The sequence below is a fragment of the Thalassotalea mangrovi genome (genome assembly GCF_005116735.1).
In the GTDB taxonomy this organism is placed as follows: Bacteria; Pseudomonadota; Gammaproteobacteria; order Enterobacterales; family Alteromonadaceae; genus Thalassotalea_A; species Thalassotalea_A mangrovi.
This window is the reverse complement of the sequence record NZ_SWDB01000004.1, coordinates 194,328-209,934: the sequence shown is the minus strand read 5'-3', so window position 1 is coordinate 209,934 and position 15,607 is coordinate 194,328. Positions and strand designations below refer to the sequence as shown.

Sequence of the window (15,607 nt, the reverse complement as noted above, 5' to 3'; positions counted from 1 at the left end):
CTGCTCCGGGGCAGCAACTCCTATCCAGATGCAAATTGTTAACGCCAGTACGGAGGGATGCTTAACGCCACCTGGCGACAGTGTTCCAGAGCCTGAATCAGGCAATCTACCTGGCTTTCTAACCAATTAACCAGTTTTTTCGGTAATTTGGACTGTTGTTGCAAGGTCTCTCTCAGCAAACAAAGGTTTTCCAGCTCATCAATGCCCGAATGCATATCCAGCCAGGGGCGTCGAAATTCACAACGCTCCTCAGCGGCAAATAGTTGCCCAAACCAGTAACCAGTAAGCAAACTACGAACTAATACCATGTGACTTTGCAGGTATTGTTGCTCCGCCATGTTTTGTTCCATCGAGATCGCCCGCTGCAATTGTTGAAGCCCATCATCAAGCCAGTTACTGGCAAATTCCAATAGACCAGATTCGCTTGCAACCCTGGTATCCAGCGTCACTATCAGTTGCAATTCCTGCAGTTGTAATTCATTAAAATCAGCGGAAGTGAAATACATTTTCATTTCCTGCTCACTTGGAAAGCCTTGTAACTTTCCTTGCAACTCGGTTAGTAAATTTTGACTGTATTCCACTTTCTTCCGGTAATTACCGCTAGCAGTGGTCAACTCCTGTAATTGCAGTGCACTTTCCACCCAGGTTAAATCCTGTAACACTCCGGAAAACTGCGTGCGAATCCGTTCGGATTGCGATTCAGGGAGATAATCCTGATATAACCATAACCCATGTCGGGACAAGGCTAATACGTCGGCGATTTGCTTTATCAGCTCAAGTTTTGGCTGGTGCAGATATGCTGCCACGAGTTGTTGTTTCAACATCAACGCCTGCGAAAATCCGCTTACAAAAGACTCACGGATATTCATTGATTCGTTCAGGCATATCACCGAACTGTCGAAACTTGGAATAGCTGCTTGCTCAGCGTCATTGTTAAATGCTAACTGGTAACCTCGGGCCGCTTTGCTGCGCTGTCCCGGACGCAGACTCAGTTGCGAAATTAGCAACCGTGATAGTTCGAATAAATGCTCTGCGTCACCATCAACCAATTCAAGTTCAATCTCGTTAATTGCCTCTTGTTGATCGTTCGCAACGATTAAGCCAATGTCTAACGCAAGTTCAACTTTACTGCCGTCGGCGAACTGAACCATCCAGCAATGACGATTAAAGTCGGTGCGAAATATGGGTAATAAGGCGGCTTGTAACTGTGCCACCGGCTCACCATCAGGCCAGATATGTGCAGGAAACTCTGCCAGCTCAGGAAAGCTGCCAGCAACCGGAAGATTGTATTCCGGGCGCTGATGCAGGCCAGCGACCACAGTTCCGGCGGTTTTTATTGTTTGTTCGGCTTCACCATGTTGGTTTTTTCGAATCCGCAGGCCAATATCCAGACTTCGCAAACGTTTATCCTGAGTATCAAAATACACATTACTTAAATATTTTTGCGAAGGGGTAACGCTGACATCGGGTTGAGCGAGTAGTGCGGAAATATTTTCGATCAGTTGATTCTGCTCAATATCATTACAAATCAGATACTTGAGCTCTAACTCAGTGTCCATCTTTAGGAACGTTCTGCCTCTTTTTTAAACAATAAACCCTATAACCTTACAAAAGCATATCGATACTGGCAAACAAAATTGTATTTTTTTAAAAAAGGCCTCCAAATCAACAATCTATTAACATAAAAAGCGACATCACAGTGACAATTAAATTACACTTTTTTACTTTTCCACGTCTTGCCATCCCTGTCACAAACACCTAATATCGTTACACCTTAAACCCATAAGTTGTAACGGTTTACATGAAATCAATTTCCAAAATCCTGTTAGTGAGTCTGCTGACCCTGTCTGGCCTTAGTTTTGCTGAAGAAGAGGCGCAACAACCCCAGGTTAAAGTGACCGCGGGTGCAACTGGCTACGTCAGCGACAACCTTTATGTATTCTTTCATTCTGGCGCTGGCAATCAATACCGTATTTTAGGTAGCGTCAATGCCGGTGATCCGATTGAGTTTATTGCCGGCCCGGTCAATGATTACGTCCAGATAAAAGATGATAAAGGTCGCACTGGCTGGATAGACCAACGCTTTTTATCGAACAAGCCGGGACTGCGTCAAACGGTTGGCACATTAAACGCCGAGTTAGCAGACAATAAAGTCGAAAACGAAGATCTGCAGAATAAGCTCGACGACGCGCGCCAGCAACTAGGCGAGTTAAACCGTAATTACAAACAATTGCAAAGTGATCATGACAAACTCAGTAAAGAGTACGCTATTGCACAGAAGAAAATTGACAATGCCAGTATGGAAGTGATGAAAACGTATTTTCTGTACGGCGGCGGTGTTTTATTTGCTGGTCTGCTGTTTGGCCTGATCCTGCCAAAACTGATGCCACGCAAGAAAACCAGCTGGTAATCGGAAACCGCAATGTACGTACTATTTGATGTCCTGCATCTGTATTACTTGCCACAATATCTGCCGGTACAGAAGAAACTGGCAGATCAGGGCGTCACTACGGCCTTTGTATTTTATCACAGCACCCATGACCACATCATGGAGCAGATCGCCTCAGAAAATGGTTTGCAGTATATCTGGGTAGAGAATGACAAAGAGGCGGCAAGCTACTACCAACAACAAAAAGCAGACTGGGTATTTTTTGCCAACAGCTTTGCTTACCTCGATGACCTGCACCAGGTGAGTAAATCGGCGCAGATTGGCCATGGCATAGGCCCCAAGTCTTGTTATTACACCGCGTCAGACACGGCAATGACGGTTCGTTTTGTCGAAGGTGCCTATCGCTGTGAACGTTTGCGTTCACTCTACCCTGAGAGTACCTTTATCGATGTGGGTTTCAGTAAACTCGACCCACTATTTAGTGATGAAGAACCAGGTTTTGATATGGCTCAGCTAGGCCTGGACCCAAACAAGCCAACCCTGACCTACGCACCGACCTTTTATCCCAGCTCTATCGAATGCTTTGACAAAAACTGGCCAGCAGATTTTAACGACTTTAATATCCTGTTAAAACCGCATTATTTTTCTATCGCCAAGGAAAAGTATCACCGCCAAAAAGCGCTGCTCGAGCATTGGGCCAGCTTTGATAATGTCTACCTTGCCAAAGAAACTGACTATAACCTGGTGCCATTTATGGCCAGTTCAGACATCCTGATCAGTGATGCATCGTCGGCTTTGTTTGAATTCGCGGCCTTAAATAAACCGGTGATTTGGTGCGATTTCCTGAAATTGCGCTGGAGCTATCGCGGACTCTTCTCTTATCGATTCAAAAAGCGCATGGATGAAGATTTTGGTGAATATGCCAATATTGCGGTGCATGCAAAAACCTATAAAGAGTTGCGCAACCTGGTGATAGAACAATATCAACAACCGCAATTACTAGCGCCAATTCGTGCTCAGCTGGCGGAAAAACTGGCTGGTCGTCTCGACGGAAAAGCCAGCGAACGTGTGGTTGCCTACCTGATGAATAACGCTAAATTCATTATCGACCCGCAATATGAAAATCTGCGCTAATTTTTGCGGCTCCCCCCGCCGGAGTATCGCGATCGCACCACAATTTTGTAAGGTATCAATGTCAGGGGGGATAAAAATCATGGATTTTTTAGCGGCTATTATTTTTACAAAGCTCGAATTTCGGTTAACATTCCCAACCAGTTAAGACTTTAAGTCCTCAGGATCCTCAATACATATGGCGACCAGACGTTACCTTTTTTTTGTCTCTCAAAACTATAGCTATGCGATACTGCGTCCCGTTCAGGAACAAATCATCGCTCGCGGAGAGTCCGTTGCCTGGTATGCGCATGGCGACAGTATTGATCGCTCCTATTTTCGCGAACATGAACGCGTGTTAAATGACCTCGACGAGGTATTTGCTTACAAGCCAGATGCCGTATTGTATCCATCCAACCAGGCACCAACATTTCTGCCCGGCATAAATGTCGCAGTATTTCATGGGTTCGATGCAGGTAAAGTGGACAAAAAAGGCAATAACGATCATTTCAAAATTCGAAACTGTTTTGATTTGTATTGCACCCAGGGACCAGATTCAACGCAAAAATTTAAGGCCTTAATGCCTGCCCCCAGCCACTTCAATGTTATCGAAACCGGGTGGTGCGCATTAGACCCGCTATTTTCCCACCCACGCGTCGTCAATAAGCGTCCTAAAATTCTCCTCTGTTCAACCTTTTCAAAAAAGCTAAGTTGTGCGCCACATTTACTGCAACAGGTAAAACAAATCAGTGCGAGTGGAGAGTGGGACTGGGTGGTTCAGTTTCACCCGAAAATGCCAAAAGATATTGTTGAGCAATACAAGAGTATTCAGAGTGAATATTTAACCTATGTGGAAACGGACGATGTCATTCCACTGCTGGCTGAAGCCGATTTAATGGTCTGTGACACTTCGTCCGTATTAATCATGTTTATCCTGCAGGGAAAACCCGTTGTCACCTTTAACAATATTGATCCCGGCGATTATTTACTGGACATCAATGATCCCGAAAAGCTACAGGAAACCATTCGCAGGGGATTATCGAGACCAGATACGCTGATGAACGCCATTAATCGATTTATCCAACAGCAACATCCGTACCAGGACGGTCATTCATCGAGTCGCCTGCTCGATGCCGTCAATGAAACCATTGATAATCAGCACCGGCTTGCCAAAAAGCCAATAGACATCATTCGTCAATTTAAAATGCGTCGCAAGCTCGGTTACTGGAAGTTTTTTTGATCAGCAAGCGTTGCGGCAATGCTAAGGATTATGATCGGATTTAACGATTTCAATGATTTCCGTTGTCGATACCGAAGGTGTACGCGGTAAATAAATGACCTGGCAAATATCTTTGAGGTGATCAAATTTCCCCTGCCAGTCATCTCCCATCACCAGGATATCAGCATTGTAATACTTGATGTATTCCGCCTTCAGTTCCAGCGACTCTTCAACAAACACTTCATCAACACAACGCAATGAACGGATAATATGCATACGATCCTGCTGTGAGTATATGGGATAGCGATTTTTTTTAGACATGTTAAGTTCATCGGACGAAACCCCGACAATCAGGTGGTCGCCATGCAATCGCGCCCGCTCAAGAATATTTACGTGACCGACATGAAACACATCAAAGGTGCCAAAAGTTATTACTCGCATAATATTTTTACTACTTTATGAATCTGTCACAAAAGTAAAACAAAACGCCCTTACTATCCAGCCATTCCAAAAAAAACCGTATATCTTTGCACACTTCCTGAGCAATTCAACATTCAAGTATTTATTCTATTTTTCTGTTGACAGTCACTTTTTGAACACATACATTTATAGTTAATGAAATGTTAAGCATAATATCTCAATGAAAACGTATAATTATTTAAACCAAGATTCTCTGCTATCGCTCCTGCTGCTTAACGCACGCGGGCGTTCTTCTTATGTTTAACTAAGCAAAAAGATTAACCAAAACCCGCACTAACCCTGCGGGTTTTTTCGTTTTCAGCTTAATGAAATTAATACGGATAAGGTAACACCATGACTGACCAGGTAATAATTTTTGACACCACATTAAGAGACGGTGAGCAGGCGCTAACCGCCAGCCTGTCATTTCATGAAAAAATTCAGATTGCTTTGGCTCTCGAACGACTAGGTGTCGATATTATCGAAGCAGGTTTTCCAGTATCTTCCCCAGGAGACTTTCATTCGGTACAGGAAATTGCCAAAGCGGTGAAAAATGCCACCGTTTGTGGTCTGTCCCGTGCCGTGGAAGCTGACATTAAAGCCTGTGCCGATGCGTTGAGCGTTGCCGATCATTTTCGTATCCACACCTTTATTTCAACCTCTGATGTGCACGTACAGCAGAAACTGCGTAAAGATTTCAGCGATGTCGAAGCAATGGCCATTCATGCGGTGAAATACGCGCGCCAGTTTACTGATGATGTTGAATTTTCCTGCGAGGATGCCGGACGTACGCCGATCGACAATTTGTGTCGCATGGTTGAATCTGCCATAACCGCGGGGGCCACAACCGTGAATATTCCCGATACTGTGGGTTACACCTTGCCCGATGAGTTTGGTGGAATTATTTCGACCCTTTTTAATCGCGTTCCGAATATTGATAAGGCCATAATCTCAGTGCATTGTCATAATGATCTGGGCCTCGCCGTAGCCAATTCCATGGCCGCAGTACAGGCCGGCGCGAGGCAGGTAGAATGCACGGTAAATGGCATTGGTGAACGTGCAGGAAACTGCTCACTGGAAGAAGTGGCAATGATTATGAAAACCCGAGAGCAATATTTACAGGTGCAAACCGGTATCAAGCACCAGGAAATCGCCCGCACGTCAAAATTAGTCAGCCAGTTATGTAATATGCCGGTACAACCCAATAAAGCGATCGTCGGCGCCAACGCTTTCTCTCATTCCTCCGGAATCCATCAGGATGGTATGTTAAAAGCCAGCAATACCTATGAAATCATGACACCGGAAAGTGTTGGCATTAGCAAAACCAAGCTCAACCTGACCTCCCGCAGTGGCCGTCACGTCATCAAACACCGCATGGAATCATTGGGGTATCAGGAAGACGATTACGATTTAAATTCCCTGTACGACAAGTTTTTAAAGCTTGCTGATAAGAAGGGCCAGGTGTTTGATGATGATCTGGAAGCGATTTTATTCGACTCACAGCAAAAGGTTGTCGATGATTTTTACCAGCTGCGCTATTGCTCAGTTCAGTCCGGCACCGGCGACTTTGCTACCGCCAGCGTTAAGCTGACAGTCGGCGAGCAACAACAAATCTGTTCTGCTACCGGGAATGGCCCGGTCGATGCCCTGTTCCAGGCAATCAAACAAGCCGTGGATATCGAATTTGAAGTCGCAGATTACAGTATTTCCAATAAAGGCGAAGGCGAAGATGGTTTAGGGGTAGCAAACCTGGTAGTAAGCTGGCAACAGCGTAAGTTTCATGGCTATGGCCTGGAAACGGATATCATTCAGGCCTCTGCTAATGCCCTGCTCCATACCTTAAATAGCATTCACCGCGCACAACAGGTTGCCCAGCTTAAGCGGGATGCGCAACTTCAACAAGTCAGTAAACAACTCTAAGCAGGAACGAAGATGGCAAATATTGCAATTTTGGCCGGTGACGGCATTGGTCCGGAGGTCATGCAGGAAGCAGAAAAAGTGCTGATGCAGGTCGCTAAAAGCTTTTCACTGGATTTAACCTTAAATCACTATGATGTCGGTGGCTGTGCGATTGACCTTCATGGTAAGGCGCTGCCCGATGCAACCATACAGGGTTGTGAGCAGGCCGATGCGGTACTGTTTGGTTCCGTGGGTGGCCCAAAGTGGGCCTCATTACCACCGGCTGAGCAACCGGAACGTGCTGCCTTGTTGGGATTACGTGGCCACTTTGGCCTGTTTTGCAATATGCGTCCTGCATCGCTGCAAAGCGCCCTGTCGCACCTGTCAACATTGCGAAGTGATATTGCTGACGCTGGTTTTGATATCCTGGTGATGCGTGAACTGACCGGTGGAATTTATTTTGGCGAACCTAAAGGTCGACGTGGTCAAGGCGAGCAGGAAACCGGTTTCGATACCATGTTATATAGCCGTGCAGAAATCGCCCGCATTACCCATCTTGCATTTAACGCGGCACAAAAACGGCGCGGTAAAGTGACATCGGTCGATAAGGCCAATGTCCTGGCCACCAGCCAACTATGGCGCCAGGTGGTCGAAGAAATTGCACCACAATATCCAGATGTGGCACTGGAACATATGTATGTCGACAATGCGGCGATGCAACTGGTAAAGAATCCTGCTCAGTTTGATGTGATCCTGACTTCGAATTTATTTGGCGATATCCTTTCCGATATTTGTGCCATGGTTACCGGCTCAATGGGACTGTTACCAAGTGCCAGCCTCAATGAGCAGGGTTTTGGTCTTTATGAGCCGGCGGGTGGTTCAGCTCCGGATATCGCCGGTCTTGGTATTGCCAACCCTATTGCCCAGATATTGAGTGCCGCCCTGTTGTTAAGATACAGTCTGAACGAGGGTGCAGCAGCCGATGCCATAGAACAAGCGGTTAGCACCGCTTTAGATGAGCAGTTTATTACTCGAGATTTGCTTAGAGAAGAACAAGCACACTTAGCGAAAAGTACCCGGGAAATGGGCGACTTTATTTGTGCCCACATAAAAGAAAATGCAAAGGAAACCCGTTATGCCTAGTACCTTGTATGAAAAATTGTGGCAACGCCATTTAGTTGAAGATAAAAGTGGTGAAACCCCATTAATTTTTGTTGATCGTCATTTGATTCACGAGGTGACTTCACCTCAGGCATTTGCCAACCTGAAGTTTCACGGCCGTAAAGTCCATTGTCCAGAGCGCACTATCGCCACCATGGACCACAACATTTCTACCCGCTCAGCAGATATTAATGCCGCCGGTGAAAGTGCTGCTCATCAGCTGAAAACCCTGGAAAATAACTGTGAAGAGTTTGGCGTAAAACTTTACGGTATGGGACATAAGAACCAGGGTATTGTCCATGTTATGGGTCCAGAACTTGGTTTAACGCTTCCAGGTCAGGTGATCGTTTGTGGTGATTCACACACTGCCACCCATGGTGCCTTTGGCTCATTAGCATTTGGTATTGGTACGTCAGAGGTTGAGCATGTTTTGGCAACCCAGACATTGCGTCAAAATAAAGCCAAAACCATGAAAATCGATATTCAGGGCAAACGTCCGTTAGGCATCAGCGCTAAAGACATAATCCTTGCAGTTATCGGTAAAGTTGGTACCGCTGGTGCAACGGGTTATGTGGTGGAGTACTGCGGTGAAACCATACGTAACCTCAGCATGGAAGAACGTATGACCGTATGTAACATGAGCATTGAATTCGGTGCCAAGGCCGGTTTAATCGCCCCGGATCACACCACCTTTGAATACTTAAAAGGCAAAGAATTTGCGCCAAAAGGCGATACCTGGTTGCAGGCGGTAAACGACTGGCAAACTCTCACCAGTGATGAAGATGCTGAATTTGATACGGTAGTGACTATTGCTGCACAAGACATTAAACCTCAGGTTACCTGGGGGACAAATCCGGGACAGGTTACCGCCATTAATTCGGTAGTCCCTTCACCAGAAGATTTCAGTGATGCGGTTGAGCGTGAGTCCTGTGTAAATGCATTAAAATATATGGATTTAGAACCTGGTACCAAGATTACCGATATCAACATCAATAATGTGTTTATTGGCTCCTGCACCAATTCTCGCATAGAAGATTTACGAATTGCAGCTTCGGTAATTAAAGGCAAAACCGTTTCTAAAAATGTCACTGCCATCGTGGTTCCTGGCTCTTATCGAGTCAAACAGCAGGCAGAAGCCGAAGGTCTTGATGAAATATTCAAACAGGCCGGTTTTGAGTGGCGCTTACCAGGTTGCTCCATGTGTCTTGGCATGAATGACGACAAACTGGTTGCTGGTGATCGTTGTGCTTCGACCTCAAACCGAAACTTTGAAGGTCGCCAGGGTCGTGGAAGTCGGACTCACTTGGTAAGCCCGGCGATGGCAGCCGCGGCAGCCATTGCCGGACATTTTGTCGACGTTAATCAATTTGCAGGAGCTTAATGATGGAAAAGTTTATGACCCACACAGGTAAAGTGGTGCCATTGGATCGTGCCAACGTCGATACCGATCAAATTATCCCAAAACAGTTTTTACAAAAGACTACACGCACGGGATTTGCTCAGCATTTATTTCATGACTGGCGTTTTCTTGACGATGATGGTTTGCAACCTGATCCAAGCTTCATTCTAAATGAACAGCAATACCAGGGTGCCAGCATTCTGTTAGCACGTGAAAACTTTGGTTGTGGCTCTTCTCGGGAGCATGCTCCCTGGGCCATTCAGGAATACGGTTTTAAGGTAGTAGTAGCACCAAGCTTTGCCGACATTTTCTACGGAAACTGCATCAACATTGGTGTCTTACCTATTGTGCTTAACGAAGAGGCCATTGATGAGCTATTTGATCATGCGTTGCAAAAGCCATTAGAATTAACGGCTAGCCTTGAAACCATGACATTGAATTATGGCGACAAAAGTTTCCCATTTTCTTTGACGGAATTTCAACAATACTGCCTGAGAAATGGCATCGACAGTGTTGGCTGGACATTGCAAAGTCAGGACAAGATTGACCAGTTCGCGGCATCATTACCAGCCTGGCAATAACCTGCTGCGCATCCCTCCAAGAAAAAAAGCCCGCGTAAGCGGGCATTTTTTACCAACTGGATAAGGCTGCTAAACGAAACGCCCGGCCTTGAAAGCTGAGGATCACAAATTGCGGCTCAATCTGTTCAACCATAATCCCCTCGGGACTAACACCGCCTTCAAAATAATCCTGACCGTTCATCCGCACCCAGCGACTGCTGATATCAGAAGAATACATGTGCAGTGAAAACTGGATTGCAGGTACCGAGTTTCGATAACGACTGGGTAACTGGGTTAACAGCGGAACTTGATTCCCACTCTGATTTTTCTTATCGATTTTATTATCGGGATCAGCACCAGCGTTTAACGGCCGACCAGTAACCTCAGTTACTGCCGTTTCAATGCGTTGCTTTTCCTGCTCTGATGCATAGGCCTCATCGATGGCCTGGTTAAAGGCCGCCAGTAACTCCGGGGAGATTTGGTCTTGTTGCTGAGCGTTTAAATCAATCACAGGTTTAGTTACCAGACTTTTCTGTTGGCTGCTACTCGAAGCGGAATTTGCCAGAGTCTGTGAATTTTGCCCAACACCAGCCGCTTGGTTATTCAAGGTGTGCTTGGCTATGGCTTTATCAATCTGAGCCGCAATCAGCTGAGTTTGTCGCTCCTCGTTTGCCTGCATTTCAGCCTCAACCTGCGATTGTTGTTGCTGTAACTTTATCTGCTGTTGCTCGGCTCGCCACGACACTAGCTGTTGATTGTGCTCATCACCATTGTCAAATTTTGCTGCCAGTGGATGTGCACTCTGGTAGCTCGCCCGTAATATCTCTTCTACCTCTGGTTCAGGTGTTTTCGAAAACCAGGTGCTGGCAATCCAGTGAGTACCGCCAAAAAACAAATAACTGCCGACGAACGCACTTAGCGCCAACAAACTCAATAGCAAATTTTTACTCACTAACGGCGCTCTGGCGCTTTGATGATGATACTGACGCAACGGGTCGATATTAAGCTGCTGTTGAGTTTTAGGATCTTTTTTCAGGGCTTCTAGAATGTAGGACATTAACTCTGATCTCCCGCTTCAGGCCATACTTTTCGGGCATTATTGGCCCTTTGTCGCTGAACATTTGCTAATGCATCGACGAGTGGTTGTTGAACCTGTACTGATTGTGGCGTAATGGCTGCAAAATTACCCGGGTTTGCCAGTGCGACAACGGTACCCAAATCCGCATACTCCAACACGGTTAGTCCCATCTTGCGCTGAAACTGCTGAAGTTGGTTCTTCAGCCTCTGGTCAAATTCGTTGACCGTTCGCTGTGGACGCGCCTGCATCAGGCTTAACCGGTTTTCCAGCCACTGGATTAAATCGATACTTGACTGACTATCTATCTGTTCAACAAATCCAGCTGGTGGTTGCCATAACAGCAAAGCCGAGCCGCGATAATGGCGCTGCAACCAATCGAGATCAACCGCGCGGGAGATACCAGCAAGATTTAGCTGAATATCACTCTCCGGTAATGAAAAATCTGCACGGTCTGCATTATCCTGGTTGATGTTAATTACGCCGTAGAACAACTGCCCCATATCGTCTTCAAACTCAACCAAAGCTGGGTATCCGAGCGATATCAACTGTTCTGGCCCGACATTGAGCCAATGACAGCTAAGCGAAAAATCTAATGCCTGTTGGCAAGCCTGTAGTTCGTCAGCTGGTAAATTTAAATGCCAGGTTTTAAACAACGACATCAGTGCCACTTGTAATTCCCTGGCATTGTTAATATCCCGGTTTGTTACCCCCGATAGCAACGTATTGGCAGAGAGCGCCTGAACTGACTGCTGTTGCCAGCTGCCTAGCTGTTTCCCGGCAATCGCGCAAACCATAATGGCAGCAGCAATGGCCGAACGCTTGAGCCAGGGGCCCCAATCTTGGCCTGTTGGTTTGCTGTCGCCGAGTGTTTCAATTGCCGCTTCTTTAATTAGTTTATTATCGACCTGGGTTTTTTCCTGGGTATACGCTGCCAGTAATGCCCGATCGCATATCAGGTTTATCAATCGTGGGACGCCCTGGCTGTAGCGGTGGATTGAACGAATTGCTGATGGGGTAAATAACGGTCGCTCACAACCGGCAACGTTTAATCGATGTTTGATGTATTGTCCGACTTCCTGCACCGACAACGGCATCAGGTGATAGCGGGCGGTGATGCGCTGTGCAAGCTGACGAAGATCCTGACGTTTTAACAATTGCTGTAATTCTGGCTGGCCAATTAATATTACCTGCAACAGTTTCCTGGCATTAGTCTCGAGGTTAGTAAGCAATCGCAACTGCTCCAGCACCTCCGCCTGCAGGTGTTGTGCTTCATCGATGATTAGCAGCGTGGATAGCCCTTGCTGGTGGTTATCTAAAAGACGTGCGGAAATTAAGTCGGTAAAAACTTTCAGGCTGGCATTATCTGCTGGATAGTCGATATTCAGTTCATCACAGACACTTGCCAGCAATTCCATCGCCGACAATGTCGGATTGATAATATAAGCGACCTGAGCATTTTCGGGAAGCTGCTCGAGTAAGCAACGAGAGACTGTGGTTTTTCCGGTTCCAACTTCTCCGGTTAACAAAGCAAAACCACCGGTTTCCCCTAGCCCGTAACTTAAATGCGCCAGCGCTTCGCGATGACGATCACTCATAAACAGGTAATGAGGATTAGGGGCGATAGAAAATGGCACTTCATTCAGGCCGAAAAAGCCGGTATACCCTGAAAACATGGCGACTGGTGTCCGTTATTTTTGTTAATTAACTGCCGATGAAATTACCCGTAAGTCCGGCGTAAGTCAAAAATTGCCGCTAACTATCGGTAACTTTTTTCGGTACACTAAATCACATTAGCTCTTTGCGTCAGGTTGACATACGTCAGTTCGATTCAGAAAACCATAATCTGTCCTGAATACTGTCATCAGTCTGCGCTAGCGATTATTTATTCAGTATAGCCAGAATCCAAACCATGAACTCGATAAAAGACAATGAGTTACAAATTTACCTGGTCGGCGGTGCAGTTCGAGACCAGCTGTTAGGCCGTCCCGTTTATGATCGAGACTGGGTAGTCGTCGGCGCCACTGCACAGCAAATGCTGGATCGGCAGTTTACGCCGGTTGGTAAAGATTTCCCGGTGTTTCTACACCCTGACACAAAAGAAGAATATGCACTGGCGCGTACTGAACGCAAGCAAGGTAAAGGCTATACCGGTTTCATCTGCCACGCATCGCCGGATGTCACCTTAGAGCAGGATTTGCTGCGCCGTGATTTGACCATTAATGCGATGGCCATGGATGCCGATGGCAATCTGGTCGACCCCTATCACGGTGAACAGGATTTGGAAAACCGTGTGTTTCGCCATGTATCGAGCGCCTTCAGCGAAGACCCCTTGCGGGTTTTACGTCTGGCCCGATTTACCGCCCGGTTTCATCAATATGGATTTACCATCCACCCGGATACCCAGTCACTGTTAACCCATATGGTTGAATCTGGTGAGCTGGAAAATTTAAGCGGTGATCGGATCTGGAAAGAAATATCCCGGGCATTAACAGAACCCAATCCGGAGCAGTTTATTGAAGTGCTGCGACATTGCGGCGCGCTAAAGGTGATTTGGCCGGAATTGGACGCACTCTGGGGGGTACCAAACCCGGTTGCTCATCATGGTGAGGTAGATAGTGGTATTCATACCCTGATGGTTTTGCAGGAAGCAGTTAAGCTTACCGACAGTGTGGCTGTGCGTTTTGCCGCCCTATGTCATGATTTAGGCAAGGGCTTAACCGAGCAAAAGTACTGGCCAACCCATCACGGCCATGAAAAATCCGGATTGCCACTGGTGCGTGATGTCTGTGAACGTTTTCGGGTGCCAAAGCAAATGACCAACCTGTCTCTATTAGTGTGCGAATACCACCTGCATTGCCATCGCCTGTTCGAATTAAAGCCGACAACCATTTTAAAGCTGTTAAACACGCTCGATCCCTGGCGTAATCCAGAGATGCTTGAGCTATTTATCCTGTCATGTCATGCGGACAGTAGCGGCCGGCTAGGCAAAGAAGACAGTCCCTACCCTCAAGGGGATTTCCTGCGAGAAGCCGCTCAACAATGTCAGCAAGTAACGGCACGACCTTTCGTTGAACAGGGCTTGCAGGGCAAGGCAATCAGAGACGCGATAAATAAGCAACGGCTGCAAATCATCAGCGACCTGAAATCAAGGGGTCAGAGTTGTTGAAAATCAAAAGTGACTTTTGAGAGGGTGACAAACACGACGAGAGTCGTGTTAGGGTGTCGAATGTTGACTAACGGTGTCAACGAAGCGCCTTAACTTAAACCACTTACCGCTTATAGATTTCCGCTTACAGCTTGAGGCTTGCAGCCTAAAACCACCCCCAAGTTCGTCATCTCCGAGTAATCGGAGATCTCAAATGTACTGCTATGGCTTAGATTTCCAGTCGTAGCTGGAAATGACCGGTTTTTTGTGAGTCGTATCGTCAAGGTTTGACCAAGAGTCCTAGTTCAAACCACTTAAAGCTCACCGCTTAAAGCTTATAGCTTATCGCTTACAGCCCTGACGACAGTCGACTTTAGAGGCTGTCGTCAGCTAATAAACCACACCAAAAACCCGCCAAGCGCCAGACGATAAATAACAAACGGCATCATTCCCAGTTTATCAACCAAAATCAGAAAATAATGAATACAGGTATAGGCACTGATAAATGCGAGGCCGCTACCTAACGCTATGGCCTGCCAATCGACCGGCTCGGCACTGGTTACCAACTTCAGCGTCAGGTAACTTCCTGCCATGGCTATGGCGGGAATCGACAATAAAAATGAAAAGCGTGCGGCTGCGGTTCTGGTTAGCCCCAGTGCCAACCCCATAGTCATGGTTATGCCACTTCTTGAGGTTCCCGGGATCAGCGCCAGTGCCTGTGCCAGACCAATCATCATCGCGCCTTTAAATCCCAGCGCATTGATCTCCTTATCTTGCTTTCCTTTGATATCGACAAAGCCCAACAGCAAACCGAACACTATGGTCGTTAGCGCGATAACCGCTGCCGAGCGCAGATTTTCTTCGATAAATTCTTTCCCGAATAATCCAAACAAGCCCGCAGGAATGGTGGCAAACAGTATCCACCAGGCGAGTTTGCTATCGGCGCTGTGCTCTTTCCTGACAATTGAATTGCTCCAGGCAAACAGCATATTTGCCACCTCGTGACGAAAATAAATCATTACCGCCAATAAGGTACCAACATGCACAGCAACATCGAATGCCAGCCCCTGATCATTCCAGCCAAGTAATTGCGAAGGTAAGATTAAATGGGCAGAGCTGGAAATAGGTAAAAACTCAGTCAGGCCCTGGATCAGCGCCAGAACGATGATTTCAATGGTGGACATAGGC

At 46.6% G+C, this 15,607-nt stretch carries 13 protein-coding genes; 8 read left to right on the top strand and 5 right to left on the bottom strand.

The features are described 5' to 3' along the window. Nucleotides 1–38 precede the first annotated feature (38 nt). Nucleotides 39–1,559: a CYTH domain-containing protein gene (locus E8M12_RS02715; protein ID WP_136734539.1), complete on the bottom strand. Its 1,521-nt coding sequence runs from the start codon at nucleotides 1,557–1,559 to the stop codon at nucleotides 39–41. Between the two features lie 242 nt (nucleotides 1,560–1,801). Here E8M12_RS02715 and E8M12_RS02710 point away from each other — a divergent pair, with 242 nt between their 5' ends. The 3 genes from E8M12_RS02710 to E8M12_RS02700 all read left to right on the top strand — a co-directional run bounded on the left by E8M12_RS02710 (nucleotide 1,802) and on the right by E8M12_RS02700 (nucleotide 4,739). Further along, nucleotides 1,802–2,410 carry a TIGR04211 family SH3 domain-containing protein gene (locus tag E8M12_RS02710; protein ID WP_136734538.1) on the top strand — a complete coding sequence of 203 codons (609 nt, stop codon included), beginning with the start codon at nucleotides 1,802–1,804 and terminating at the stop codon, nucleotides 2,408–2,410. Nucleotides 2,411–2,422: 12 nt separating this feature from the next. After that, nucleotides 2,423–3,523 carry a CDP-glycerol glycerophosphotransferase family protein gene (locus tag E8M12_RS02705; RefSeq protein WP_136734537.1) on the top strand — a complete coding sequence of 367 codons (1,101 nt, stop codon included), beginning with the start codon at nucleotides 2,423–2,425 and terminating at the stop codon, nucleotides 3,521–3,523. 175 nt (nucleotides 3,524–3,698) lie between these two features. Further along, on the top strand, nucleotides 3,699–4,739 hold the full coding sequence (locus E8M12_RS02700; RefSeq protein ID WP_136734536.1) for a CDP-glycerol glycerophosphotransferase family protein: 1,041 nt from the start codon (nucleotides 3,699–3,701) through the stop codon (nucleotides 4,737–4,739). A 21-nt stretch (nucleotides 4,740–4,760) separates the two neighbouring features. Here the strand turns inward: E8M12_RS02700 and E8M12_RS02695 are convergent, their stop codons facing one another. Next, nucleotides 4,761–5,162 (bottom strand): FAD synthase family protein, encoded by a 402-nt coding sequence (locus E8M12_RS02695; protein WP_136734535.1) that lies wholly within the window; start codon nucleotides 5,160–5,162, stop codon nucleotides 4,761–4,763. A gap of 369 nt (nucleotides 5,163–5,531) precedes the next feature. Here E8M12_RS02695 and leuA point away from each other — a divergent pair, with 369 nt between their 5' ends. Genes leuA through leuD form a run of 4 tightly spaced genes read left to right on the top strand, consistent with a single transcriptional unit; the run spans nucleotide 5,532 to nucleotide 10,217 of the window. Next, entirely contained in the window at nucleotides 5,532–7,097 is a 1,566-nt protein-coding gene (leuA, locus tag E8M12_RS02690; RefSeq protein WP_136734534.1) for a 2-isopropylmalate synthase, read from the top strand. Between the two features lie 12 nt (nucleotides 7,098–7,109). Further along, the gene (leuB, locus tag E8M12_RS02685) at nucleotides 7,110–8,219 is read left to right on the top strand and encodes a 3-isopropylmalate dehydrogenase (protein ID WP_136734533.1); all 1,110 of its coding nucleotides are present in this window, start codon (nucleotides 7,110–7,112) and stop codon (nucleotides 8,217–8,219) included. After that, the gene (gene leuC, locus E8M12_RS02680) at nucleotides 8,212–9,618 is read left to right on the top strand and encodes a 3-isopropylmalate dehydratase large subunit (RefSeq protein WP_136734532.1); all 1,407 of its coding nucleotides are present in this window, start codon (nucleotides 8,212–8,214) and stop codon (nucleotides 9,616–9,618) included. Before leuB ends, leuC begins: the two co-directional genes overlap by 8 nt. Nucleotides 9,619–9,620: 2 nt before the next feature. Beyond that, entirely contained in the window at nucleotides 9,621–10,217 is a 597-nt protein-coding gene (leuD, locus tag E8M12_RS02675; RefSeq protein ID WP_211244971.1) for a 3-isopropylmalate dehydratase small subunit, read from the top strand. Nucleotides 10,218–10,266: 49 nt separating this feature from the next. Here the strand turns inward: leuD and E8M12_RS02670 are convergent, their stop codons facing one another. Together E8M12_RS02670 and E8M12_RS02665 are read right to left on the bottom strand one after the other, a co-directional pair. Next, entirely contained in the window at nucleotides 10,267–11,253 is a 987-nt protein-coding gene (locus E8M12_RS02670) for a general secretion pathway protein GspB (protein WP_136734530.1), read from the bottom strand. Next, a complete protein-coding gene (locus E8M12_RS02665; protein ID WP_136734529.1) occupies nucleotides 11,253–12,947 on the bottom strand; it encodes an ExeA family protein in 1,695 nt (564 codons plus the stop codon). The genes E8M12_RS02670 and E8M12_RS02665 overlap by 1 nt, the downstream gene beginning before the upstream one ends. A gap of 236 nt (nucleotides 12,948–13,183) precedes the next feature. Between E8M12_RS02665 and E8M12_RS02660 the strand changes: the two genes are divergently transcribed. Further along, nucleotides 13,184–14,440: a multifunctional CCA addition/repair protein gene (locus E8M12_RS02660; protein ID WP_136734528.1), complete on the top strand. Its 1,257-nt coding sequence runs from the start codon at nucleotides 13,184–13,186 to the stop codon at nucleotides 14,438–14,440. A gap of 365 nt (nucleotides 14,441–14,805) precedes the next feature. Here E8M12_RS02660 and E8M12_RS02655 read toward each other — a convergent pair whose 3' ends face one another. Then, nucleotides 14,806–15,603 carry an undecaprenyl-diphosphate phosphatase gene (locus tag E8M12_RS02655; RefSeq protein ID WP_136734527.1) on the bottom strand — a complete coding sequence of 266 codons (798 nt, stop codon included), beginning with the start codon at nucleotides 15,601–15,603 and terminating at the stop codon, nucleotides 14,806–14,808. Nucleotides 15,604–15,607 lie beyond the last annotated feature (4 nt).

Bases quoted from the DNA above. Each gene is read 5' to 3' on its own strand.
- E8M12_RS02715 (WP_136734539.1), bottom strand. From the start codon at position 1,559: ATGGACACTGAGTTAGAGCTCAAGTATCTGATTTGTAATGATATTGAG.
- E8M12_RS02710 (WP_136734538.1), top strand. From the start codon at position 1,802: ATGAAATCAATTTCCAAAATCCTGTTAGTGAGTCTGCTGACCCTGTCT.
- E8M12_RS02705 (WP_136734537.1), top strand. From the start codon at position 2,423: ATGTACGTACTATTTGATGTCCTGCATCTGTATTACTTGCCACAATAT.
- E8M12_RS02700 (WP_136734536.1), top strand. From the start codon at position 3,699: ATGGCGACCAGACGTTACCTTTTTTTTGTCTCTCAAAACTATAGCTAT.
- leuA (WP_136734534.1), top strand. From the start codon at position 5,532: ATGACTGACCAGGTAATAATTTTTGACACCACATTAAGAGACGGTGAG.
- leuB (WP_136734533.1), top strand. From the start codon at position 7,110: ATGGCAAATATTGCAATTTTGGCCGGTGACGGCATTGGTCCGGAGGTC.
- leuC (WP_136734532.1), top strand. From the start codon at position 8,212: ATGCCTAGTACCTTGTATGAAAAATTGTGGCAACGCCATTTAGTTGAA.
- leuD (WP_211244971.1), top strand. From the start codon at position 9,621: ATGGAAAAGTTTATGACCCACACAGGTAAAGTGGTGCCATTGGATCGT.
- E8M12_RS02670 (WP_136734530.1), bottom strand. From the start codon at position 11,253: ATGTCCTACATTCTAGAAGCCCTGAAAAAAGATCCTAAAACTCAACAG.
- E8M12_RS02665 (WP_136734529.1), bottom strand. From the start codon at position 12,947: ATGTTTTCAGGGTATACCGGCTTTTTCGGCCTGAATGAAGTGCCATTT.
- E8M12_RS02660 (WP_136734528.1), top strand. From the start codon at position 13,184: ATGAACTCGATAAAAGACAATGAGTTACAAATTTACCTGGTCGGCGGT.
- E8M12_RS02655 (WP_136734527.1), bottom strand. From the start codon at position 15,603: ATGTCCACCATTGAAATCATCGTTCTGGCGCTGATCCAGGGCCTGACT.